The organism is Bradyrhizobium sp. Gha, from assembly GCF_900113735.1.
Lineage (GTDB): Bacteria > Pseudomonadota > Alphaproteobacteria > Rhizobiales > Xanthobacteraceae > Bradyrhizobium.
Genome location: NZ_FOQM01000004.1, coordinates 113,619 through 134,972, shown reverse-complemented (window position 1 = coordinate 134,972; position 21,354 = coordinate 113,619). Strand labels below are relative to the sequence as shown.

The following is a 21,354-nucleotide window of genomic DNA, read 5'->3' as shown; positions in this document are numbered from 1 at the left end:
CATGAAATTCGCTTGTCCCATCCTTCTCGGCGCGGCACTGCTCGCAAGCCCCGCCGCCGCTCAAACCGGAGGCAACGCCATTCCGACCGCCACGATCAGTTTGGGTACCGCAACGCCGGGCGGCGGCTTCCCGCTTTATGGCAACGCCTTCGCCGAGGTGATGAACGCAGCGGATGGCTCGCTCACCATCGCACCCCGCAACACCAAGGGCAGCAACGAAAACATTCCGCTCCTGGAGAAGGGCGAACTCGATCTCGCTTTGGTGGCGGGCGAGCCGGCCTATGAGGCCTTTGCCGGCATCGGCCGGGCGAAGGTGCGGTTGAAGATTCTGACGGCCATCTATTCCAACCCCGGCATGTTCGTGGTGCGGGCCGACAGCCCCTACAGGACCATTCACGATCTCGTCGGACAGCCGATCGCGTTCGGCGCCAAAGGCTCGGGCCTGCCGATCCTGGCGCGCTACGTCCTCGAGGGCCTCGGCCTGAAGCAGGATCAGGACTTCAAGGCCATCTATCTGGACCGCGCCGGCGACGGCCCTGCAATGGTCGAGGACGGCCGCGTCGCCGCGCTCTGGGGTGCGGGCATCGGCTGGCCCGGATTTGCCGCGGTCGCGTCGAGCGCGTCAGGCGCGCGCTTCATCGCGCCCGATGCCGACGAGATCAGGCGCATCCGTGCCAGGCACGCGTTCCTTAAACCGCTGACCGTGCCGGCCGGCTCCTATCCAAACCAATCCGAGCCGATCGCCTCGCTCGGCTCCTGGAGCTTTGTGCTGACGCGCGAGGATCTGCCCGACGACGTCGCCTATCGTCTGGCAAAGACGCTGCACGGCGTGGAAGTGATCTTCTGCAACAAGCTGGCGCAGGCCTGCGAGACGACGGCGGCGAACACGGTCGCGGCAGCACCGAGGCCGGAGCTGATTCATCCGGGCGTGATGAAATATTTTCGCGAGATTGGCGTGGTGAAGTGACGGTCGCTGAGGCGACCGTCACGCTCTCACTTCTTCACCAGCGGGCACGCCGGGTCCGGCGGCCCAAAGGCCTTGTCGCCGGAAATCGTCGCGAGGATCTTGTAATAGTCCCACGGATATTTGCTTTCCTCAGGCGTCTTCACCTGCACCAGCCAGAGGTCGTGCACCATCAGATTGTCGTCGCGTATGCGGCCGTTGCGGGCGAAGAAATCCTCGACCGGCGTCTCGCGCATTTTCGCCGCGACCTTGAGCGGATCGTCGGTGCCGGTCGCCTTGATGGCGTTGAGATAGTGCATCACGCTGGAATAGACGCCGGCCTGCCACATCGTCGGCATCTTCTTCATCTTGGCGAAATAGCGCTTCGACCATTCGCGGGTCTTGTCGTCCATGTCCCAATAGAACGAGGTCGTCAGCAACAGGCCTTGCGCCGCCTGCAGGCCGAGGCCGTGGATATCGGTGATCAGCGCGAGCAGTGCGGCCATCTGCTGGCCGCCCTTGAAGACGCCGAATTCCGAGCCGGTCTTGATCTCGTTCATGTTGTTGGGCGGGCCGGCCGCGATGCCGATGATCTTGGCCTTGGAGGCCTGCGCCTGCAGCACGAAGGAGGAGAGGTCGGGCGTCGCCAGCGGCGGCCTCACCGAGCCCAGCACCTTGCCTCCATTGGCGGTGATGACGCTGGAGGCATCACGCTCCAGCGAATGGCCGAAGGCGTAGTCGTCGGTGATGAAGAACCAGCTGTCACCGCCGCGCTTGACCACGGCGTCCGCGGTGCCGACCGCGAGCGCCCGGGTGTCGAACACCCATTGTATCGCATAGGGCGAGCAGAACTTGCCGTGGAAATCGGCGGTGCCGGTGGAGTGGGTGATGAACAGCCGCTTCTTCTCGTTGGCCATGTTCTGCACCGCGAGGCCAACGGCCGAGACCGGCACGTCGACGATCAGATCGACCTGGTCGACGTCGTACCAGCGCCGCGCGATCGCGCCGCCGATATCGGCCTTGAGCTGGTGGTCGCCGACCACGATGCTGATCGGCTTGCCGAGCACCGAGCCACCGAAATCGTCGATTGCCATCTGCGCAGCCGTCACCGAGCCCTGGCCGGTTGGCGCCGAGGCCGGGCCGTTCATGTCGGTGAGCACGCCGATCTTGACGATGTCGTCGGACACCTGCGCCGACGCCGCACCCGTCAACAGCGCCGCCGTCAAGGCGGCGGCGACCGGCAGTCCAAATCTCGCTGGATTCACGATTGTCCTCCCCTGGTCCGGCACGTTGGCCGAAAGTTGCCTGTCCCGGGTACGGCCCGGCTGAATTGGTTTCTTTTGCAACTATTTGGGGGTGGGCGTCAATCTCAGCCGACGGAGCGGATCTGCCTGGCGCGGGAGGGATCGTAGCCGGTAGGTCCCTCGGCGCGTGCAATCAACGTGCCGGTTGATTGGAGCGAAACTTCCCAATGGCCTGCTTCGGCGCGCCGACCCGCGCATCGTGAACTTGCCTTCCGGTCGTGGCTCAAACCAAGTCGTCCTATTGCTTGTTGCCCGCGCGACCGCCAAATCCGTCACGAGTGTGGCGCAATCGATGATCATGATCGCCTCGTTTTCAATGGAAACCCGCCATGGCCGTTCGCCGACTGACCGTTGCATTTGCGCTGCTCTTCGGCCTCGCCGGGGGCGTTGCGGCCTCGTCTGCCGCGGAGCGTGCGATTGTCCTGGGCTCGACGACATCGACACAGGACACCGGCCTGCTCGATTATCTATTGCCTATTGTCCGCGACAGGACCGGCATCGAGGTGACGGTGATCGCGCGCCGCAGCGTCGAGGTGCTCGACGTTGCACGCCGAGGCGAGGTCGACGTCGTGTTGATGCATGCCCGGCCGCAGGAGGAGAAGTTCGTCGCCGACGGCTTTGGCGCGAAGCGATTCGACGTCATGTACAGCGATTTCGTTTTGGTCGGGCCGAAGAGCGATCCTGCCGGAGTGAAGGGCAAGGACATCGCGACTGCGCTAAAGGCCATCGAGGCGAAGGGGGCACCGTTCGTGACGCGCGGCGATCGGTCCGGCACCCATGCGGCGGAGCTTGCACTCTGGATCGTCGCCGGCATCGATATCGCGAGCGTCAAGGGCGCCTGGTATCGCGAGAGCGGGTACGGCATGACTGCCGCCCTCGACGCGGCGCGCACGGCCAATGCCTATGTGCTCGCAGACCGCGGCAGCTGGATTGCCTATAAGGACCGCGGCGATCTCGACATCGTCGTCGAGGGCGACAAGCGGCTGCTCAACCAATACGGCGTGATGCTCGTGAACCCGGAAAAATTTCCGAACGTCAGGAAGGAGCTGGGACAGGCCTTCATCGACTGGCTGATCTCGCCGGAGGGGCAGGCGGCGATCGCCAACTACAAGGTCGACGGGCAACAGGTGTTCTTTCCGAACGCGGAGAAGCCAGGCGGCTGAAGACGAGGCACGAACGGTTGCCAAACCGCGCGATGCGTGGTCCATCATGAGGCATGACCCAGCGCCTGCCGCCCTCGCTGACGCCGCTTGACACTGCGCTCGCTATGCTTTTGCGCGGCGTTGATCCGGTTGAGCCGGTCGAATTGCCGCTGGATGAAGCGGCCGACTGTATCTCCGCGGGGATGCCGTTGCTGCCGGCCCATCCGCCGCGAGACATCGCGGCCGTCGATGGCTGGGCGTTGTGCGCCAACGATCTGGTCGGCGCGTCCTCCTATTCGCCGCTGCCTCTGGCCGAGCTTCCAGTATGGGTCGAGGCCGGTGATGCGATGCCGGCGGGATGCGATTGCGTGCTCGATGCTGATGGCGTTGGGGTATCGGGCCCACTCGCCGAGGTGCTGGTGGAGGGCGTTCCGGGACAAGGCGTCGCGCGTGCCGGTAGCGATATCGCGGGAAACACGCCCGTGGTCACAGCGGGATATCCCGTCGGCGCAGCGGCTCTGCTGCTCGCCAGCGTCGCCGGGCGCGACGAGCTAAGTGTCAGGCGGCCGCGGCTGCGCATCGTCAACGTGCCCGGCGCGACCGCGACGATGCAGATGATCGCCAGCCTCGCACGCACGGCGGGACTCGATGTGAGCGCCCATCAAGCTGCCTCGCGCGATACGGCATCGATCGGGGAGGCGCTCGATGCCTCCGCCTGCGATCTCCTGCTGACGATCGGAGGCAGCGGGGTCGGTCATGCGGATGCCACCGTCGCGGCGCTGGTTCGGCGTGGAGCGCAGCTCGATCATGGCCTTGCGCTCCAGCCCGGACGCACCGCGGCCTCAGGCCGGCTCGGAAAAGTTCCCGTCGTCGTCTTGCCCGGATCGCCAGCTCAGGCGCTGGCGGCCTGGCTTGCGCTGGTGCTTCCGCTGATCGATCGATTGTCGGCTCGGCGGCCGCGCCGCGCAGTGACCCTGCCGCTTGCGCGCAAGATCGCGTCCAGCGTCGGCATTGCCGAGATCGCCCTGCTGGCCGAGGAACATAAGACGTGGCGGTCACTTGCCGTGGGCGAATGGCCGCTCCAGGCCATCGCCGGCGCGGATGCATGGTTGCTCATTCCCGCCAGCCACGAGGGATTTGCCGCGGGCGAGCCGGTCGATGCTTATTTGATGCGGGAATGATATGGGTTCCGGCATGACGATGATCCCAAAGCCGCCAGACCGAAGCGCACTTGAACAGGGGCAATTCCTCAAAATCCTCTCGCGCGAGGAGGCGCTGGCGCGCTTTGACGATGCGCTGTTCCCGCGCGCCGTCCCGAGCGAAACGCGCAAGCTTGCCGACGCGATCGCCGCCGCGCTGGCAGAAGACATCACCGCGCCGATCGACGTGCCACCATTCGATCGCTCCAATGTCGACGGGTTTGCAGTGCGCTCGGCGGATCTTTCAGTGGCCGGTGAGGGCGCGCCGGTGCGGCTCACCCTCAACGGCGAGACCATTCATTGCGGCACCGTGCCGGCGCTGCAAGTGACTGCGGGAACCGCAACGCCGATCGCAACCGGCGGTCCGCTTCCCCGCGGCGCCGATGCCGTGGTGATGGTCGAGCACACCCAGCCGGCCGGCGCTGATGCGATCGACGTCCGTCGCGCCATATCGCCGGGGCAGTTCGTGTCCTACGCCGGATCTGACATCGCGCGTGGCGAGACGCTGCTGCGCGCCGGCACGATCATCGGCTCGCGCGAGATCGGCATGTTGGCGGCCTGCGGGATCGCCGAGGTGAAGGTCGTGCGCAAGCCGCGCGTTGCCGTGATCTCGACCGGTGACGAATTGGTGCAGCCCGGCGACACGCTCCCGCCGGCCGCAATCTACGACACCAACGGGGCGATTGTCGCGGCAGCGATCGGCGAGAACGGCGGCGAGGCGGTTTTTCTTGGCGCCATTCCCGACGATGAACCGAGGCTCGAAGCCGCAATGCGCGATGCGCTGGCGGCTGCCGACATGCTGGTGCTGTCAGGCGGCACGTCGAAAGGCGCGGGCGACCTGTCCCATCGCATCATCGGCCGGCTCGGCAGCCCCGGCATTATTGCGCACGGCGTCGCCCTCAAGCCCGGCAAGCCGCTGTGTCTGGCGGTGTGCGACGGCAAGCCGGTGGTGATCCTGCCGGGCTTTCCGACATCGGCGATGTTCACCTTCCATGACATGATCGTGCCGTCACTGCGCAAGATGGCTCGCTTGCCGCCGCGCTCCGATGCCAAGGTGAATGCGACCGTGCCGGTGCGCGTCGCGTCGGAGCTTGGCCGGACTGAATTCGTCATGGTTTCTCTGGTCGAGGGCAAGGATGGATTGGTCGCCTATCCCTCCGGCAAGGGCTCCGGCGCGATCACATCGTTCGCACAGGCCGATGGCTTTTTGCGCATCGACGCGCTCGCTGACCATATGCCGGCCGGCACGATGACCGAGGTGACGCTGTTCACGCCGCACGTGCGCGTGCCTGATCTCGTCATCGTCGGCAGCCACTGCACCGGCCTCGATCTCGTCACCGCTCCTCTCGCGCATGCGGGTCTGATGGTGCGCTCGATTGCGGTCGGCAGCCTCGGCGGACTTGCAGCCGCAAAGCGCGGTGAATGCGATCTCGCGCCGATCCATCTGTTCGACGACAAGAGCGAGACCTACAACACGCCTTATCTCGTTGAAGGACTCGAGCTGGTGCCGGGCTGGCGGCGCATGCAGGGTATCGTCTTCCGCAAGGGTGATAATCGTTTTGAGGGGCTTGGTGCGAAGGAGGCCGTCGCCGCCGCGCTCGCCGATCCCACCTGCATCATGGTCAATCGAAACCAGGGCGCCGGCACGCGCATCCTGATCGACCGGCTGCTCGGTGGCGCGCGCCCTGAGGGATACTGGAACCAACCTCGTTCGCACAATGCCGTCGCGGCGGCCGTCGCACAGCACCGCGCCGACTGGGGGATGACCATTGCGCCGGTCGCCCATGCCGCCGGCCTCGGTTTCATTCCGCTCGCGGAAGAGCATTATGACTTCGCGCTGGTGACAGCGCGAAAGCAGCGGCCCGCGGTGCAAGCCTTTATCGATGCCCTCGGTTCGGGCGAGGCGCGTACGGCGCTGGAGCGAGCCGGCTTCCGACCCGCTTAGAGAGCCGGCTTTCGGCGGCGGTGCGCATTGAACTCGATTAGGCCGCATCGTCCAGCGCCGCCAGCCGCTCTGCTTCGGCGATGTCCTCGACCGTGTTGGCATTGAAGAACGGATCGAGCGGCTCGGCAGGCCAGGTCACCGTCGCCAGCGGATAGCGCGCGGTCCAGCGGTCGATCTTGCGGATATTCTCGACGATTAATGCGTGGCGCAGCTCGGCGCGCAAGGCGACGCGCCACAAGCCGATCACCGGATGCGACTGATTGCCTGATGCGGCGACCGCGAGCTGGGCGTTCTCTCGCTTGCGCCCGTCATGCAGGGCCGCGACGAGATCGCGCGGCAGGAACGGGCAGTCACCGGCGGCGCTGAGCACCCATTCGATTTGCGGCCGGTTCGCCGCGGTCCAGTCGAGTGCGGCGAGGATGCCGGCGAGCGGGCCGGGGAACCCGGGCACATCGTCGGCAATGACCTGCAAGCCGAACGCAGCAAAGCGTGCGGGGTCACCATTGGCGTTGAGGATCAGCCCGTCGCACTGCGGCTCGAGGCGCGCGATCACGCGCTCCAGAATGGTGCGTCCGCCGATCGTGCGCATCGGCTTGTCGCCGCCACCCATGCGGCGTGCGAGACCGCCGGCGAGCAGGACGCCTTGCGTCAGCGGAATTTCAGTCGTCACCGCTTTCACCCTTGCGCTTATGCCTTGCCGATTCCTCCTCGATGTAAGCGAGATTCTGGTCGTAGACGATCCGCTCCTCGCCGGCGAGTACGATGAAGCGCTTTCCGCGGGTGCGTCCAACCAGCGTCAGGCCCACTTGTCGCGCGAGATCGACGCCCCATGCGGTGAAGCCGGAGCGCGACACCAGGATCGGAATGCCCATGCGCACCGTCTTGATCACCATTTCCGAGGTGAGGCGTCCCGTGGTGTAGAGGATCTTGTCGGATGCATCGACGCCGTGGCGGTACATCCAGCCCGCGATCTTGTCGACGGCGTTGTGGCGGCCGACGTCCTCGGTGTAGCAGAGCGGCTCGCCCTCCCTGCACAGCACGCAGCCGTGGATCGCGCCGGCCTCGAGATAGAGCGAGGGCATGGTGTTGATGGTCTGGGTCATCTGGTAGAGCCAGGAGGTGCGCAACGCGGCCTTCGGCAGTGCGACGCTTTCGACCGCTTCCAACAGGTCGCCGAAGGCGGTGCCCTGCGCGCAGCCCGATGTCTGCGTCCGCTTCTTCAGCTTGGCCTCGAAATTGGTGTGGTGCCCGGTGCGCACGACCACGACCTGGAGGTCGTCGTCGTATTCGACCTCGGTGACCGCGTCATTGTATTTCAGCATGTTCTGGTTCAGGAGGTAGCCGAGGGCCAGGTATTCGGGATAATCGCCGATCGTCATCATGGTGACGATCTCCTGCGAATTCAGATAGAGCGTCAGCGGCCGCTCCATCGGCACCTTGATCTCGACCCTGGCGCCGGTCTGGTCGGTCCCGGTCACGCTCTGGGTCAGGCGCGGGTCGTCAGGATTGGGAACGATCAGGGGCACCGGGGCTTTGTCGATCTTCATCATGGCCGCGACGTTAGCATGACATTCGGGTCAAGCCGATATAAGCATGCCCACAACGATTGAGTAGGCGGTTCCAGCGGCGTCATGCGGCTGGCGGAGATCGAACTGTTATGAAAGTCATCGGCCTTGCAGGCTGGAGCGGTGCGGGCAAGACCACGCTGTTGACGCGACTGATCCCGCATTTCAACGCGCAGGGCCTGCGCGTCTCCGTGATCAAGCATGCGCATCACCAGTTCGACGTCGATGTGCCCGGCAAGGATTCCTGGCGCCATCGCGAGGCCGGTGCGGCCGAGGTGCTGGTGGCCTCGTCGAAGCGCTGGGCGCTGATGCATGAATTGCGCGGTGCAGCCGAACCGCGGTTGCCGGAGCTGCTGAGCAAGCTGTCCGGAGCCGATCTCGTCGTGGTCGAGGGTTTCAAGCGTGAGCCGCATCGCAAGATCGAGGTGCATCGCGCCGGCAACGGCAAGCCGCTGCTGTTTCCTGACGATCCCGGTATTGTCGGAATTGCAACCGACGCTGCGGTTGAAACCCGGCTGCCCACTGTCCATCTCGACGATATCGAGGCTGCGGCGGCTTTGCTGCTTCGTGCGGCGATGCCGGCCGAGGAAGCGGTGGCAAGAAGCGCGGCGAGGCGCTGACGAGGCACCATGGCGCAACTGTCGGACGATTGCTTTGCTTTCGGCGGACCGATGATGTCGGTCGACGAGGCCGTGAGCCTGATCACGGCACGCGTCAGCGCGATTGCCGACATCGAGACGGTGGCGCTTGATGATGCCGACGGGCGCGTGCTGGCGCACGATATCGCAGCGCCGCTGCCGCTGCCGCCTTTCACCAACTCCGCGGTCGATGGTTACGCAGTCGGCAATGCCGACGTTCCGCAAGAAGCGGAACAGGCATTCCCGGTTGACGGGCGTATCCAGGCCGGCGGCTCTGCACAAGCGCCGATCAAGCCTGGTCACACCGCGCGCATTTTCACCGGCGCGCCGATGCCGCCGGGGGCCGGGACGGTCTTCATGCAGGAGGACGTCCGAATCGATGCAGCAGGCAAGATCGTGCTGCCGTCCGGGCTGAAGCCCGGCGCCAATGTCCGCCCGGCGGGGGAGGACATTCCCCTTGGCCACGTCGCGCTCCGCGCCGGCCAGCGGCTGCGGCCGCAGCATGTCGCGCTTGCGGCGGCATTCGGCCTTGTCAGGCTCGATGTCGTCAGGCGTATTCGCGTGGCGGTGTTCTCCACGGGCGATGAGCTGGCCTCGCCGGGCCAGTCGCGTGCGGCGTCGCAGCTGTTCGATTCCAACCGTTTCATGCTGATGGCGATGCTGCGCCGTCTAGGCTGCGAGGTCTCTGATCTTGGCATTCTGCGCGATGAACGCACCTCGCTGGCGAACGGATTGAAGCAGGTCGCGGGGGACCATGATCTCATCCTCACCACCGGCGGTGTCTCGACCGGCGAGGAGGATCACGTCAAGGCTGCGGTCGAAAGCGTCGGTTCGCTGGTGCTGTGGCGGATGGCGATCAAGCCGGGCCGGCCCGTGGCGATGGGCATCATCAATGGCACGCCGTTGATCGGGCTGCCCGGCAATCCCGTCGCGAGTTTTGTCACCTTCGTCCACGTGGTGCGGCCAACGGTGCTCGCGCTCGCCGGCAGTCTGCCGGAGCCGCTGGTGCCGATGCCCCTGCGCGCGGCGTTCACGTACAAGAAAAAGCTCGGCCGCCGCGAATATGTGCGTGCCTCCTTGCGGCGTGGACAAGATGGTACGCTCGAAGCCGTCAAGTTTCCGCGCGAAGGCGCCGGCCTCCTGTCGTCGTTGGTGGAGACCGACGGCCTGATCGAGCTGGGGGAGGACATCGCGCGCGTGGAGCCGGGCGAGAGCGTAGGTTTTCTGTCCTATGCAGCTCTCATCTGAGACCGTTGCGTTGACGCCCTTGATCCCTCCCGCCATGTTGCGCCCATGACCAGAACGACGCTCGATCTCACCGGGCTGAAATGCCCGCTCCCAGCCTTGAAGACACGCAAGGCGCTGAAACCATTGCAGCCGGGCGATCAGCTTGAAGTCCACTGCACGGATCCGTTGTCGGTGATTGACATTCCGAACCTGGTCCGCGAGACGGGCGACACGGTGGAGATCACCGAGCGCAACGAGGCGCGCATCGTGTTCTTGATAGAAAAGACGAATGGTTCGATAGAAAGCGCCAATGCTGCGCTGCGTTCTTAGGCGCGTCACTGCGCCGATACCGACCTTTTATCTATCGACATCGATCACAGCTTCTGCCCCAATTGACTTTGTCCGCGCGGGCGCGGAGGTCCCAGTCTTTTCCGCGATGTGCGGAGCAGCGGGCCACGCACGCAAGCCTGCATATCGTATCGGGCATAGAGCCCCCGTCGAGGGGTTAACTTTTCAGATGCGCGTGACGATCCTGGCGCGTGTCGGGTGATTGTGCGGAGCAGCAGGGACAACGGCTGAGCCGCAACGGGCTGAGGAACAGGATCGTAGCGGCAGGTTTGCTCAGAAGGGCAACTGCAGGGGAGGAGTGCATGACGACTATCGAGAGCGCTGGAAGAATTTCGGGCGCTGGCGCAGGTTTTCTCGATCGCGAGCGAACCATCGCGACCGCAGGCTTCAATCGCTGGCTGGTGCCGCCAGCGGCGCTGTGCATCCATCTCTGCATCGGCATGGCCTATGGCTTCTCCGTGTTCTGGTTGCCGTTGTCGCGCGCGATCGGATTGACCGCGCCCAAGGCCTGCCCGGATATGTCGCTGTGGTCAGAGCTCTTCACCACGACCTGCGACTGGAAAGTCGCAAGCCTCGGGTGGATGTTCACCCTGTTCTTTGTCCTGCTTGGCGTCTCGGCCGCGATCTGGGGCGGTTGGCTTGAGCGGGCCGGTCCGCGTAAGGCCGGCTTCGTTGCCGCGCTTTGCTGGGGCGGCGGCCTCCTGATCGGCGCGCTCGGCATCTACGTCCATCAACTCTGGATCATGTGGCTCGGGGCTGGCGTCATCGGCGGCGTCGGGCTCGGCCTCGGCTACATCTCGCCGGTTTCGACGCTGATCAAGTGGTTCCCCGATCGGCGCGGCATGGCGACCGGCATGGCCATCATGGGCTTTGGCGGTGGTGCGATGATCGGCGCGCCATTCGCCAATCTGCTGATCAACTACTTCAAGTCGTCGAGCGACGTCGGTGTGTGGCAGACCTTTGTCGTCATGGGTATCGTCTATTTCATCTTCATGACTATCGGTGCCTTCGCCTATCGCGTGACGCCAGCTGGCTGGAAGCCTGAGGGTTGGACGCCGCCGAGCGAAAAGAAATCGATGATCACCGAGCATCATGTCCACCTGGACAACGCGCACAAGACGCCGCAGTTCTGGCTGATCTGGTGGGTGCTGTGCTTGAACGTGTCGGCCGGTATCGGCGTCATCGGCATGGCCTCGCCGATGCTGCAGGAAATCTTCGCCGGCAAGCTGATCGGACATCCCGAGCTCACCTTCAGTCAGCTCTCGGCCGATCAGAAGACCGTTATCGCCGGCATTGCGGCGGGCTTCGCCGGTCTGCTCTCGCTGTTCAACATCGGCGGCCGTTTTGCCTGGGCGTCGCTGTCCGACTATATCGGCCGCAAGAATACGTATTATACGTTCTTCATTCTCGGCATCCTGCTCTACGCGCTGGCGCCGACCTTCGCAGCGATGGGCTCGAAGCTGCTCTTCGTGCTCGGCTTCGGCATCATCCTGTCGATGTATGGCGGCGGCTTTGCGACCGTGCCGGCCTATCTCGCCGACATGTTCGGGACCCAGTTCGTCGGCGCCATCCATGGACGGCTGCTGACGGCATGGTCCACCGCGGGGATCATCGGCCCCGTCGTGGTCAACTACATCCGCGAGTTTCAGCTCGCGGCGGGCGTACCGCGTGATCAGCTGTACAACACGACCATGTACATTCTCTGCGCGATGCTGATCGCGGGTATCATCTGCAACTACCTGATCAAGCCGGTTCACTCGAAGTGGTATATGAGCGAGGCGGAGGTCGCGAAGTTGCAGGCGTCAAAGGCCGGCGCGGGTCCGGTCCAGACCGGCTCGTTCGGGATCGGCACTGGCGGCCTGGATGGCAAGGCTGCGCTGTTCTGGCTCTTCGTCGGCGTTCCGCTGATTTGGGGTGTGTACAAGACGCTCCAGAGCGCCTGGCAGATATTCTGAAGCCAAATCGTTGCAGGATGCCGGACTGTTCGGCATCCCGCGACACCTGACTTCCAAATCGATCATGGGACTAGGGGATTCCGATGCTTGGTACTCGTATCTGCCTTGCCGCCGCGCTGCTGGCCGCAGGCCTTCACACCGCATCCGCACAGACGGCAACCACGCCGGCTAATCCGGCACCTGCCGCGACGACCACCGCGAAGCCGCCGGGCAAGATCAAGCTCACCATGCAGAAGCTGAAGGACATGAAGGCCAAATGGGCCGCCAACAAACCGAAGCTGAAGGCGTGCCGCGCCGAGGTGAAGGCCAAGGGACTGGCCGGCGATGACCGCTGGTTCTACATCCAGGACTGCATGGACAAGACCTGACGAGGTTCGCGATCAACTCGCTTCGGGGGGGCGTGGCAGGGCGGCTGCCCGCCCCCTAAATGATTACAGAGACGCTCTAAATTCGCTTGGCATCTGGTATGCCAGGCGCTAGAGTTGGCCTGGAATGAGGCCTGAACTGCGCGGCGGGCAATGCGGTTCCCGATTGTCAGGCGTGGAGGTAAGGGCGGATCGCGATGGGTTATCTCGCTCCGAGATCATTGCGCTTTTGAGGAGAACGCGACGTTTTCATGAGCAGCAACGACGACGTTCACAAGGTCAGGGACTTCGAGCATCCGGGCGAGGGGCGCCGGCGCGCCAAGGCTACGCCCAAGGGCAGGCAGGTCGATCCGACCGCTTTGCATGAGATCGAGCAATTGCTCGGCGATCGCCCGCGGCGGCGCGATCTCCTGATCGAATATCTGCACCTGATCCAGGATACGTATCACCAGATATCGGCTGCGCATCTTGCCGCGCTCGCAGACGAGATGAAGCTTGCCTTCGCCGAAGTGTTCGAGACCGCGACCTTCTACGCGCATTTCGATGTGGTGAAGGAGGGCGAGCCCGACGTCGCGCCGCTGACGATCCGTGTCTGCGATTCGCTGACCTGCGCCATGCTCGGCGGCGAAAAGCTGCTCGAGGATTTGCAACGAGCCTCGGGTCCCAGCATCCGCGTCGTGCGCGCCCCCTGCGTCGGTCGCTGCGATACCGCGCCTGCTGCCGAAGTCGGGCACAATTTCGTAGACCATGCCACCGTTGCCGACGTGATGGCTGCGGCGCAGGCCGGCGACACCCACGCGCAACTGCCAAAGTATGTCGACTACGATGCCTATGTTGCGGGCGGCGGCTACAAGCTGCTCAATCGCGTGCGCTCCGGTGAGATGTCGAAGGACGATCTCTTGAAGGCGCTCGACGACGCCTCGCTGCGCGGCCTCGGCGGCGCCGGCTTCCCGACCGGGCGCAAATGGCGCGCAGTGCTCGGCGAGCCTGGTCCGCGATTGATGGCGATCAATGGCGACGAGGGCGAGCCCGGTACGTTCAAGGATCGTGTTTACCTGGAGAGCGATCCGCATCGCTTCATCGAGGGCATGCTGATCGGTGCGCATGTGGTGCAGGCCTCCGACGTCTACATCTACATTCGCGATGAATATCCGGCCTCCCGCGAGATCCTGACCCGCGAGATCGCAAAACTTCCCGCAGGCGGCCCGACGCTGCACATGCGGCGCGGCGCAGGTGCCTATATCTGCGGAGAAGAGTCCTCGCTGCTCGAAAGCATCGAGGGCAAGCGCGGCCTGCCCCGGCACAAGCCGCCTTATCCGTTCCAGGTCGGCCTGTTCGGCCTGCCGACGCTGATCAACAACATCGAAACGTTGTGGTGGGTACGCGACATCGTCGAGAAGGGTGCCGACTGGTGGAAGGGCAACGGCCGTCATGAGCGACATGGCCTGCGCAGCTTCTCGGTCTCCGGCCGCGTTAAAAAACCCGGGATGAAGCTCGCGCCGGCGGGCATCACCGTGCGCGAGCTGATCGACGAATATTGCGGCGGCATGGCGGACGGCCATCAGTTCTATGCGTACCTGCCGGGCGGCGCCTCCGGCGGCATCCTGCCCGCAACGATGGACGACATCCCGCTCGATTTCGGCACGCTGGAGAAATACGGGTGCTTCATCGGTTCGGCCGCGATCGTGATCCTGTCGCAAAAAGACAGCGTGCGCGCAGCCGCGCTCAACCTGATGAAGTTCTTCGAGGACGAGAGCTGCGGTCAGTGCACGCCGTGCCGGGTCGGAACCCAGAAGGCGGCGCAGCTGATGCAAAAGCCGGTCTGGAACCGCGCATTGCTGGAAGAATTGAGCCAGGCGATGCGCGATGCCTCGATCTGCGGCCTCGGACAGGCGGCCTCGAATCCGCTGTCCTCCGTGATCAAATATTTCCCTGACGAGTTCAAGGAAGCGGCCGAATGACGAAGATCACGTTCGAGCTCGACGGCAAGCAGGTCGAGGCCAATGCCGGCGAGACGATCTGGCAGGTCGCCAAACGCCAGGGCCGCGACATCCCGCATCTCTGCTATTCGCCTGCGCCCGACTATCGCCCCGACGGCAATTGCCGCGCCTGCATGGTCGAGATCGAGGGCGAGCGCGTGCTGGCGGCATCGTGCAAGCGCACACCATCGGTCGGCATGAAGGTAAAGACCGAATCCGCGCGCGCGACGGCCGCGCAGAAGATGGTGATGGAGCTGCTGGTCGCCGACCAGCCGGCGCGCGAGACCAGCCACGATCCGGATTCGAAGTTCTGGCATTGGGCTGAAGCCACAGGGGTCACCGAGAGCCGCTTTCCCGCGGCCGAGCGCTGGGAGACCGACGCCAGCCATCCGGCGATGCGGGTCAATCTCGATGCCTGCATCCAGTGCGGCCTCTGCGTGCGCGCCTGCCGCGAGGTCCAGGTCAACGACGTCATCGGCATGGCCTACCGTAACCACGGCGCCAAGATCGTGTTCGATTTCGACGATCCCATGGGCGAGTCCACGTGCGTCGCCTGCGGCGAGTGCGTGCAGGCCTGCCCGACCGGCGCGCTGATGCCGGCCGTGATGCTGGACGAGGCGCAGACCCGCGTCACCTATGCCGACAGGAAGGTCGATTCACTCTGCCCGTTCTGCGGCGTCGGCTGCCAGGTGACCTATGAGGTCAAGGACGATAAGGTGATCTATGCCGCGGGCCGCGACGGCCCCGCCAATCACAACCGCCTCTGCGTCAAGGGTCGTTTCGGCTTCGACTACATCCATCATCCGCATCGCCTGACCAAGCCGCTGGTGCGGCTGCCGAATGCGAAGAAGGACGCCAACGACCAGGTCGATCCCGCCAATCCCTTCACGCATTTCCGTGAAGCAAGCTGGGACGAGGCGCTCGACCTCGCCGCGAAGGGCCTCGTCAAGATCCGCGACGAGAAGGGCGTGAGGGCGCTGGCGGGCTTCGGCTCGGCCAAGGGCTCGAACGAAGAGGCCTATCTGTTCCAGAAGCTGGTGCGCACCGGTTTTGGGTCGAACAATGTCGATCATTGCACCCGCCTGTGCCACGCCTCGTCGGTGGCGGCGCTGTTCGAGGGCCTGAGCTCCGGCGCGGTGTCGGCACCATTCTCGGCGGCGATGGACGCGGAAGTGATCTGGGTGATCGGCGCCAACCCGACAGTGAACCATCCGGTCGCTGCGACCTTCATCAAGAACGCGGTCAAGCAGAACGGCGCCAAGCTGTTCGTGATGGATCCTCGCCGGCAGACGTTGTCGCGTCATGCCACCAAGCATCTGCAGTTCAAGCCCGGCTCCGACGTCGCCATGCTGAACGCGATGATCAACACGATCATCACGGAAGGCCTCACCGACGATCAATACATCGCCGGCTACACCGAGGGGTTCGAGGACCTCAAGGAGAAGATCAAGGAGTTCACGCCTGAGAAGATGCAGGCGATCTGCGGCATCCCGGCGCAAACGCTGCGCGAGGTGGCGCGGACCTATGCCCGCGCAAAATCCTCGATCATCTTCTGGGGCATGGGCATCAGCCAGCACGTCCACGGCACCGATAATGCGCGCTGCCTGATCGCGCTGGCGCTGATCACCGGCCAGGTTGGCCGACCCGGCACGGGCCTACATCCGCTGCGCGGCCAGAACAACGTGCAGGGCGCTTCGGATGCCGGCCTGATCCCGATGTTCCTGCCGGACTACCAGCCGGTCGGCCGCGACGACATGCGCGGCGCCTTCGAGAAGCTGTGGGGCCAGGAGCTCGATCCCGTGCGCGGCCTGACCGTCGTCGAGATCATGAACGCGATCCATGCCGGCGAGATCAAGGGCATGTATGTCGAGGGCGAGAATCCTGCGATGTCCGATCCCGATTTGCAGCATGCGCGCGGCGCGCTCGCCAAGCTCGATCATCTCGTGGTTCAGGATCTCTTCGTCACCGAGACCGCGTTCCATGCCGACGTGATCCTGCCGGCCTCGGCGTTCGCGGAAAAGGACGGCTCCTTCACCAACACCGATCGCCGCGTGCAGCTCGCACGCCAGGTGATCAAGCCCCCCGGCGATGCGCGGCAGGATCTCTGGATCATCCAGGAGATCGGCAAGCGCATGGGCCTGCCGTGGAATTACTCCGGCCCCGGCGAGGTCTACACCGAGATGGCCGAGCTGATGCCGTCGCTGAAGAACATCAGCTGGGAGCGGCTGGTGCGCGAAGGCGCCGTCACCTATCCGGCCGATGATCCGAACAAGCCCGGCAACGAGATCATCTTCACCACCGGCTTCCCGACGGAAAGCGGCCGCGGCAAGATCGTGCCGGCCAAGGTCATTCCGCCGGACGAGCTGCCTGATGCCGAATATCCGATGGTTCTCTCGACCGGCCGCGTGCTGGAGCACTGGCACACCGGCTCGATGACCCGCCGCGCGCAGGTGCTCGACCAGATCGAGCCGGAAGCCGTTGCGTTCATGTCGCCGAAGGACATGCGCAAGAAGCAGCTCGTGCCCGGTGATTTCATTCGCCTGGAGACCCGCCGCGGCGCCGTCGAGGTCAAGGTCCGCTCCGACCGCGACGTGCCGGAGAACATGGTGTTCATGCCGTTCTGCTACGCGGAGGCGGCGGCGAACCTGCTGACCAACCCGGCGCTCGACCCGTTCGGCAAGATCCCGGAATTCAAGTTCTGCGCGGCGCGCGCCGAACGTGCGGAGATGCGGGACGCGGCGGAGTAAAAAGGGCTAGCCCTGCACGAGGCCTGCTGCGGAATTTGCTGTCATGCCCCGGCTTGACCGGGGCATCCAGTACGCCGCGGCGAATGCAGCGAGAGCGAACTCTTCAACGCACGCCTCTGGAATACTGGATCGCCCGATTAAATCGGGCGATGACAGTGCGGGTGTAGTGCGAGCCTGCCCGGCAATGCTACATGTGACGCATGTCCAAAGTCACCCCGGCCACCCGCGCGCTCACAGCCGCAGGCGTGGTCTTCACGGTCCATAATTACGACTACGACCCTGATGCCGAGAGTATCGGCCTCCAGGCGGCCGCCGCGTTGGCCGAGGATCCCGCGCGTGTCCTCAAGACACTGATGGCGCTGGTGGATGGCAAGCCGGTCTGTGTGATCGTTCCGTCCGACCAGGAAGTCTCGATGAAGAAGCTCGCCGCTTCCGTCGGCAGCAAGTCGGCGCAGATGATGAAGCCGCCAGAGGCTGAGCGCGTCACCGGCTACAAGGTCGGCGGCATCAGTCCGTTCGGGCAGCGCAAGCAGGTCCGCACGGTGATGGAGCAGAGTGCGCTTGCGCATGAGCTGGTCTATCTCAATGGCGGTCAGCGCGGCCTGCAGGTGCGCATGAAGCCAATTGATGTGCGGGACATCGCGAACGCGGTCGTCGCGGACGTGTTGGCGTGAGCGTTTTGCCTACTGCTTCTGCAACAATTTGAGCCGGCAACGCAGCGCCTCGCGGATATGCGCGCGCGCGAGCTGCTCCGCCTTGTCGCCGTCGCGCGCGGCGATGGCTTCGATGATGACCAGATGTTCGCTATGGCTGGTTGCGGAACGTCCTGCCACGGTGAACGTGGTCGGGCCAAGCAGGGCGATCCAGTCCTGTAGCTCGCGCGAGGCGTTGTCGAGATAGCGGTTGCGCGCGGCGCGGCAGATCGCTTCGTGAAAGGCACGGTTGAGCCTTGCCATTTCAGGAGCGTTGCTCGCGGAGGCCTCCACAAAGGCCTGCTCGATATCCCCGAGCGCGTCGATCTCGGGTGCAGAGGCGTGCTCGGCGGCGAGGCGCGCGGCAGCGCCTTCCATGATCTCGCGCATGGCGTAGAGCTCGAGCACTTCTGATATGTCGAGGTTGCGCACGATCAGCCCGCGGCCGGCGGCGGGCGCCACGAAACCGCGGGCGGCGAGCCGGCCCAGCGCCTCCCGGACCGGCGTACGGCTGACCTTCAGCCGTTGCGCGACTTCCTCCTCGCGCAGGCGGTCGCCGGCGCGGTAGCTGCCGGCCTGGAGCGCCTCGCAGAGTGAGCGGAACACGGCTTCGCCGAGTGCCACGCCGCTGCCGCGCGTGATCGATCCGCTTGCCTTTGCCGGGCGTCTGGCCATGAATCCTCGATATGCATCCTGCCCATGCAGAGATGCCGCTTGCAGAGCTTATGTATATCTTTGTATACAAAAGTACGCAATGGCTGTCGGGGTTGACCAAGGCCGCCAGCGGGCAGAATGTCTCCAACTTCGTCGCATCGGACTGACGGCATGGGCAGCAAATACGATGTGCTGGTGATCGGCGGCGGCAACGCGGCGCTGTGTGCGGCGATCTCGGCACGCCGTGGCGGTGCATCCGTGCTGGTCCTCGAAGGTGCGCCGAAGTTCTACCGTGGCGGCAACACCCGCCACACCCGCAACATGCGCTGTGCCCATGATGCCGCGACTGAAATCCTGACCGGGCCCTACACCGAGGAGGAGTTCTGGGAGGATTTGTTGCGCGTGACCGGCGGGCAAACCGACGAGGTTCTCGCCCGCCACATGATCCGGGAGTCCAAGGACATCCTGAACTGGATCGTGGAACAGGGTGTACGCTGGCAGCCCTCGCTCGGTGGCACGCTGAGCCTCGGTCGCACCAACTCGTTCTTTCTCGGCGGCGGACGCGCGATGCTGAATGCGCTCTATCTCACCGCCGAGCGGCTCGGCGTCGATGTCGCATACGACGCCGAGGTCACGGACCTCGCAATCGAGGACGGCATGTTCCTCGCTGCGCGCCTCAAACGGCCGATCAACGGCGAGACCGAGATCCGGGCGACCTCGCTCGTCGCCGCGGCTGGCGGATTCGAAGCCAACATCGAATGGCTGAAGCAATATTGGGGCGAGGCCGCCGACAATTTCCTGATCCGCGGCACGCCCTATAACCGCGGTTCGATCCTGAAGATGCTGCTCGACAAAGGCGTGCAGGAGGTCGGTGATCCCACCCAGTGCCACGCAGTCGCGATTGACGCCCGCGCGCCGAAGTTCGACGGCGGCATCATTACGCGCCACGACTCGGTGGTGTTCGGCATCGTCGTCAACAGGCATTCGCAACGCTTCTATGATGAGGGCGAGGACATCTGGCCGAAGCGCTACGCGATCTGGGGTCGTCTGGTCGCGGCGCAGCCGGATCAGATCGCCTACATCATCTTCGATTCGACCGTCGTTACGAGCTTCATGCCGACGCTGTTCGCGCCGATCGCCGGACAGACGATCGCCGAGCTCGCCGGCAAGCTCGAGCTGGATCCGGCCGCGCTGGAGAAGACCATCACCGAATTCAACGCCGCGGTGCGGCACGGCACCTTCGACCACACCATTCTGGACGATTGCGTGACCGAAGGCATCACGCCGCCCAAGACCCACTGGGCTCGGCGCATCGAGACACCGCCTTATCTCGCCTATCCGGTGCGGCCCGGCATCACCTTCACCTATCTCGGCACGCGCGTGAACAAGGAGGCACGGATGCTGATGGCTGACGGAAAACCGTCCGCCAACATGTTCGCGGCCGGCGAGATCATGGCCGGCAACGTGCTCGGGAAGGGGTATGCCGCCGGCATGGGCATGACCATCGGCAGTGTGTTCGGGCGGATCGCAGGACGGGAAGCGGCGAAACATGCACGGAACTAGAACTCTTGATGAAGCCGACCGTCTGATGACGGTCTGCAATTCATGCCGCTATTGCGAGGGTCTTTGCGCGGTGTTCCCCGCGATGGAGATGCGGCGCGCCTTCTCCGACGGCGATCTCAACTACCTCGCCAATCTCTGCCATGCCTGCGGCGCGTGCTATGTCGATTGCCAGTTCTCGCCGCCGCACGAGTTCAACGTCAACGTTCCCAAGACGCTGGCGGTCGCGCGCGCGGAATCCTATGCGGCTTATGCCTGGCCGCAGGCGCTGTCCGGCGCGTTCGCCCGCAATGGTCTCGTCATCAGCATGGTCGCTGCGCTCAGCATGGCAGCTTTCATCCTCGGTTTCGCCGCGCTCAACGAGCGAGGCGTGCTGTTCGGCGTGCACACCGGCCCCGGCGCATTTTACAAGCTGATGCCGCACAATGCGATGGCCGCGCTGTTCGGCGCTGCGTTCCTCTATGCCGTCCTTGCGCTGGTGATGAGCGTGCGCGCGTTCTGGCGTGACATCGGCCCGCCGATCGGCGGCCGAGCCGACGGCGGCTCAATCTTCCAGGCGATGCGCGATGCAGGCGAACTGCGCTATCTTCATGGCGGCGGCGTCGGCTGCTACAACGAGGACGACAAGCCGACTGACCGGCGCAAGCTCTTCCATCACCTGACGTTCTACGGCTTCGTCCTGTGCTTTGCCGCAACTTCGGTGGCGACGCTCTATCACTATCTGCTCGGACGCGAGGCGCCGTATCCGTGGTGGGACCTGCCTGTGCTGCTAGGCACGCTCGGCGGCATCGGTCTCGTCATCGGACCGGTCGGCCTGTTCGCGGCCAAGATGCGGCGCGATCCGGCGCTGCTCGACGAGCAGCGCTACGGTATGGATGTCGGCTTCAACGCCATGCTGTTGCTGACCGGGCTCACCGGCATGCTGCTTCTCGTCCTGCGCGAAACCGGCGCCATGGGGCCACTGCTGGCGTTGCATCTGGGCGCGGTGTTCGCGTTGTTCATCACCATGCCCTATGGCAAGTTTGTGCACGGCATCTACCGCTTCGCGGCGCTGGTGCGCTATGCGCAGGAGCGGCGGACAGCTGCCTAAC

At 64.6% G+C, this 21,354-nt stretch carries 18 protein-coding genes; 14 read left to right on the top strand and 4 right to left on the bottom strand.

Features of this window, described 5'->3' with window-relative positions; genetic code table 11:
• Position 1 precedes the first annotated feature (1 nt).
• Positions 2–967 (top strand): TAXI family TRAP transporter solute-binding subunit, encoded by a 966-nt coding sequence (locus BM222_RS08645; RefSeq protein ID WP_092227869.1) that lies wholly within the window; start codon positions 2–4, stop codon positions 965–967.
• A gap of 26 nt (positions 968–993) precedes the next feature.
• On the opposite strand, the gene BM222_RS08640 is transcribed toward BM222_RS08645, so the two are convergent.
• Entirely contained in the window at positions 994–2,208 is a 1,215-nt protein-coding gene (locus BM222_RS08640) for an ABC transporter substrate-binding protein (protein ID WP_092227868.1), read from the bottom strand.
• Between the two features lie 368 nt (positions 2,209–2,576).
• On the opposite strand from BM222_RS08640, the gene BM222_RS08635 reads away from it, so the two are divergent.
• The 3 genes from BM222_RS08635 to BM222_RS08625 are packed head-to-tail and all read left to right on the top strand — an operon-like array spanning position 2,577 to position 6,533.
• Positions 2,577–3,410, top strand: coding sequence for an ABC transporter substrate-binding protein (locus BM222_RS08635; RefSeq protein ID WP_092227867.1), 834 nt, complete (start codon positions 2,577–2,579; stop codon positions 3,408–3,410).
• A gap of 53 nt (positions 3,411–3,463) precedes the next feature.
• Positions 3,464–4,570: a molybdopterin-binding protein gene (locus tag BM222_RS08630; protein ID WP_092227866.1), complete on the top strand. Its 1,107-nt coding sequence runs from the start codon at positions 3,464–3,466 to the stop codon at positions 4,568–4,570.
• A 13-nt stretch (positions 4,571–4,583) separates the two neighbouring features.
• On the top strand, positions 4,584–6,533 hold the full coding sequence (locus BM222_RS08625; protein ID WP_244547051.1) for a molybdopterin biosynthesis protein: 1,950 nt from the start codon (positions 4,584–4,586) through the stop codon (positions 6,531–6,533).
• Between the two features lie 37 nt (positions 6,534–6,570).
• Here the strand turns inward: BM222_RS08625 and mobA are convergent, their stop codons facing one another.
• Together mobA and fdhD are read right to left on the bottom strand one after the other, a co-directional pair.
• The gene (gene mobA / locus BM222_RS08620) at positions 6,571–7,212 is read right to left on the bottom strand and encodes a molybdenum cofactor guanylyltransferase MobA (protein ID WP_092227864.1); all 642 of its coding nucleotides are present in this window, start codon (positions 7,210–7,212) and stop codon (positions 6,571–6,573) included.
• Positions 7,193–8,083: a formate dehydrogenase accessory sulfurtransferase FdhD gene (gene fdhD / locus BM222_RS08615; RefSeq protein ID WP_092227863.1), complete on the bottom strand. Its 891-nt coding sequence runs from the start codon at positions 8,081–8,083 to the stop codon at positions 7,193–7,195. Before fdhD ends, mobA begins: the two co-directional genes overlap by 20 nt.
• Before the next feature lie 107 nt (positions 8,084–8,190).
• Here fdhD and mobB point away from each other — a divergent pair, with 107 nt between their 5' ends.
• The 8 genes from mobB to ybaK all read left to right on the top strand — a co-directional run bounded on the left by mobB (position 8,191) and on the right by ybaK (position 18,031).
• Positions 8,191–8,718, top strand: a complete 528-nt coding sequence (gene mobB, locus BM222_RS08610) for a molybdopterin-guanine dinucleotide biosynthesis protein B (RefSeq protein WP_092227862.1) — start codon at positions 8,191–8,193, stop codon at positions 8,716–8,718.
• A gap of 9 nt (positions 8,719–8,727) precedes the next feature.
• Positions 8,728–9,984 carry a molybdopterin molybdotransferase MoeA gene (locus BM222_RS08605; RefSeq protein ID WP_092227861.1) on the top strand — a complete coding sequence of 419 codons (1,257 nt, stop codon included), beginning with the start codon at positions 8,728–8,730 and terminating at the stop codon, positions 9,982–9,984.
• 45 nt (positions 9,985–10,029) lie between these two features.
• Positions 10,030–10,293: a sulfurtransferase TusA family protein gene (locus BM222_RS08600; protein WP_092227860.1), complete on the top strand. Its 264-nt coding sequence runs from the start codon at positions 10,030–10,032 to the stop codon at positions 10,291–10,293.
• A gap of 320 nt (positions 10,294–10,613) precedes the next feature.
• The gene (locus BM222_RS08595; RefSeq protein ID WP_092227859.1) at positions 10,614–12,266 is read left to right on the top strand and encodes an OFA family MFS transporter; all 1,653 of its coding nucleotides are present in this window, start codon (positions 10,614–10,616) and stop codon (positions 12,264–12,266) included.
• Positions 12,267–12,349: 83 nt separating this feature from the next.
• Entirely contained in the window at positions 12,350–12,634 is a 285-nt protein-coding gene (locus BM222_RS08590; RefSeq protein WP_092227858.1) for a hypothetical protein, read from the top strand.
• Positions 12,635–12,882: 248 nt separating this feature from the next.
• The gene (locus BM222_RS08585) at positions 12,883–14,592 is read left to right on the top strand and encodes an NADH-ubiquinone oxidoreductase-F iron-sulfur binding region domain-containing protein (RefSeq protein WP_092227857.1); all 1,710 of its coding nucleotides are present in this window, start codon (positions 12,883–12,885) and stop codon (positions 14,590–14,592) included.
• The gene (gene fdhF / locus BM222_RS08580) at positions 14,589–17,357 is read left to right on the top strand and encodes a formate dehydrogenase subunit alpha (RefSeq protein ID WP_092227856.1); all 2,769 of its coding nucleotides are present in this window, start codon (positions 14,589–14,591) and stop codon (positions 17,355–17,357) included. Before BM222_RS08585 ends, fdhF begins: the two co-directional genes overlap by 4 nt.
• Positions 17,358–17,557: 200 nt before the next feature.
• Positions 17,558–18,031 carry a Cys-tRNA(Pro) deacylase gene (gene ybaK, locus BM222_RS08575; RefSeq protein WP_092227855.1) on the top strand — a complete coding sequence of 158 codons (474 nt, stop codon included), beginning with the start codon at positions 17,558–17,560 and terminating at the stop codon, positions 18,029–18,031.
• A gap of 9 nt (positions 18,032–18,040) precedes the next feature.
• Here ybaK and BM222_RS08570 read toward each other — a convergent pair whose 3' ends face one another.
• Positions 18,041–18,724, bottom strand: a complete 684-nt coding sequence (locus tag BM222_RS08570; RefSeq protein ID WP_092227854.1) for a GntR family transcriptional regulator — start codon at positions 18,722–18,724, stop codon at positions 18,041–18,043.
• 150 nt (positions 18,725–18,874) lie between these two features.
• On the opposite strand from BM222_RS08570, the gene tcuA reads away from it, so the two are divergent.
• Positions 18,875–20,266: an FAD-dependent tricarballylate dehydrogenase TcuA gene (tcuA, locus tag BM222_RS08565; RefSeq protein ID WP_092227853.1), complete on the top strand. Its 1,392-nt coding sequence runs from the start codon at positions 18,875–18,877 to the stop codon at positions 20,264–20,266.
• A complete protein-coding gene (gene tcuB, locus BM222_RS08560) occupies positions 20,253–21,353 on the top strand; it encodes a tricarballylate utilization 4Fe-4S protein TcuB (protein WP_092227852.1) in 1,101 nt (366 codons plus the stop codon). The genes tcuA and tcuB overlap by 14 nt, the downstream gene beginning before the upstream one ends.
• The last annotated feature ends 1 nt before the right edge of the window (position 21,354 follow it).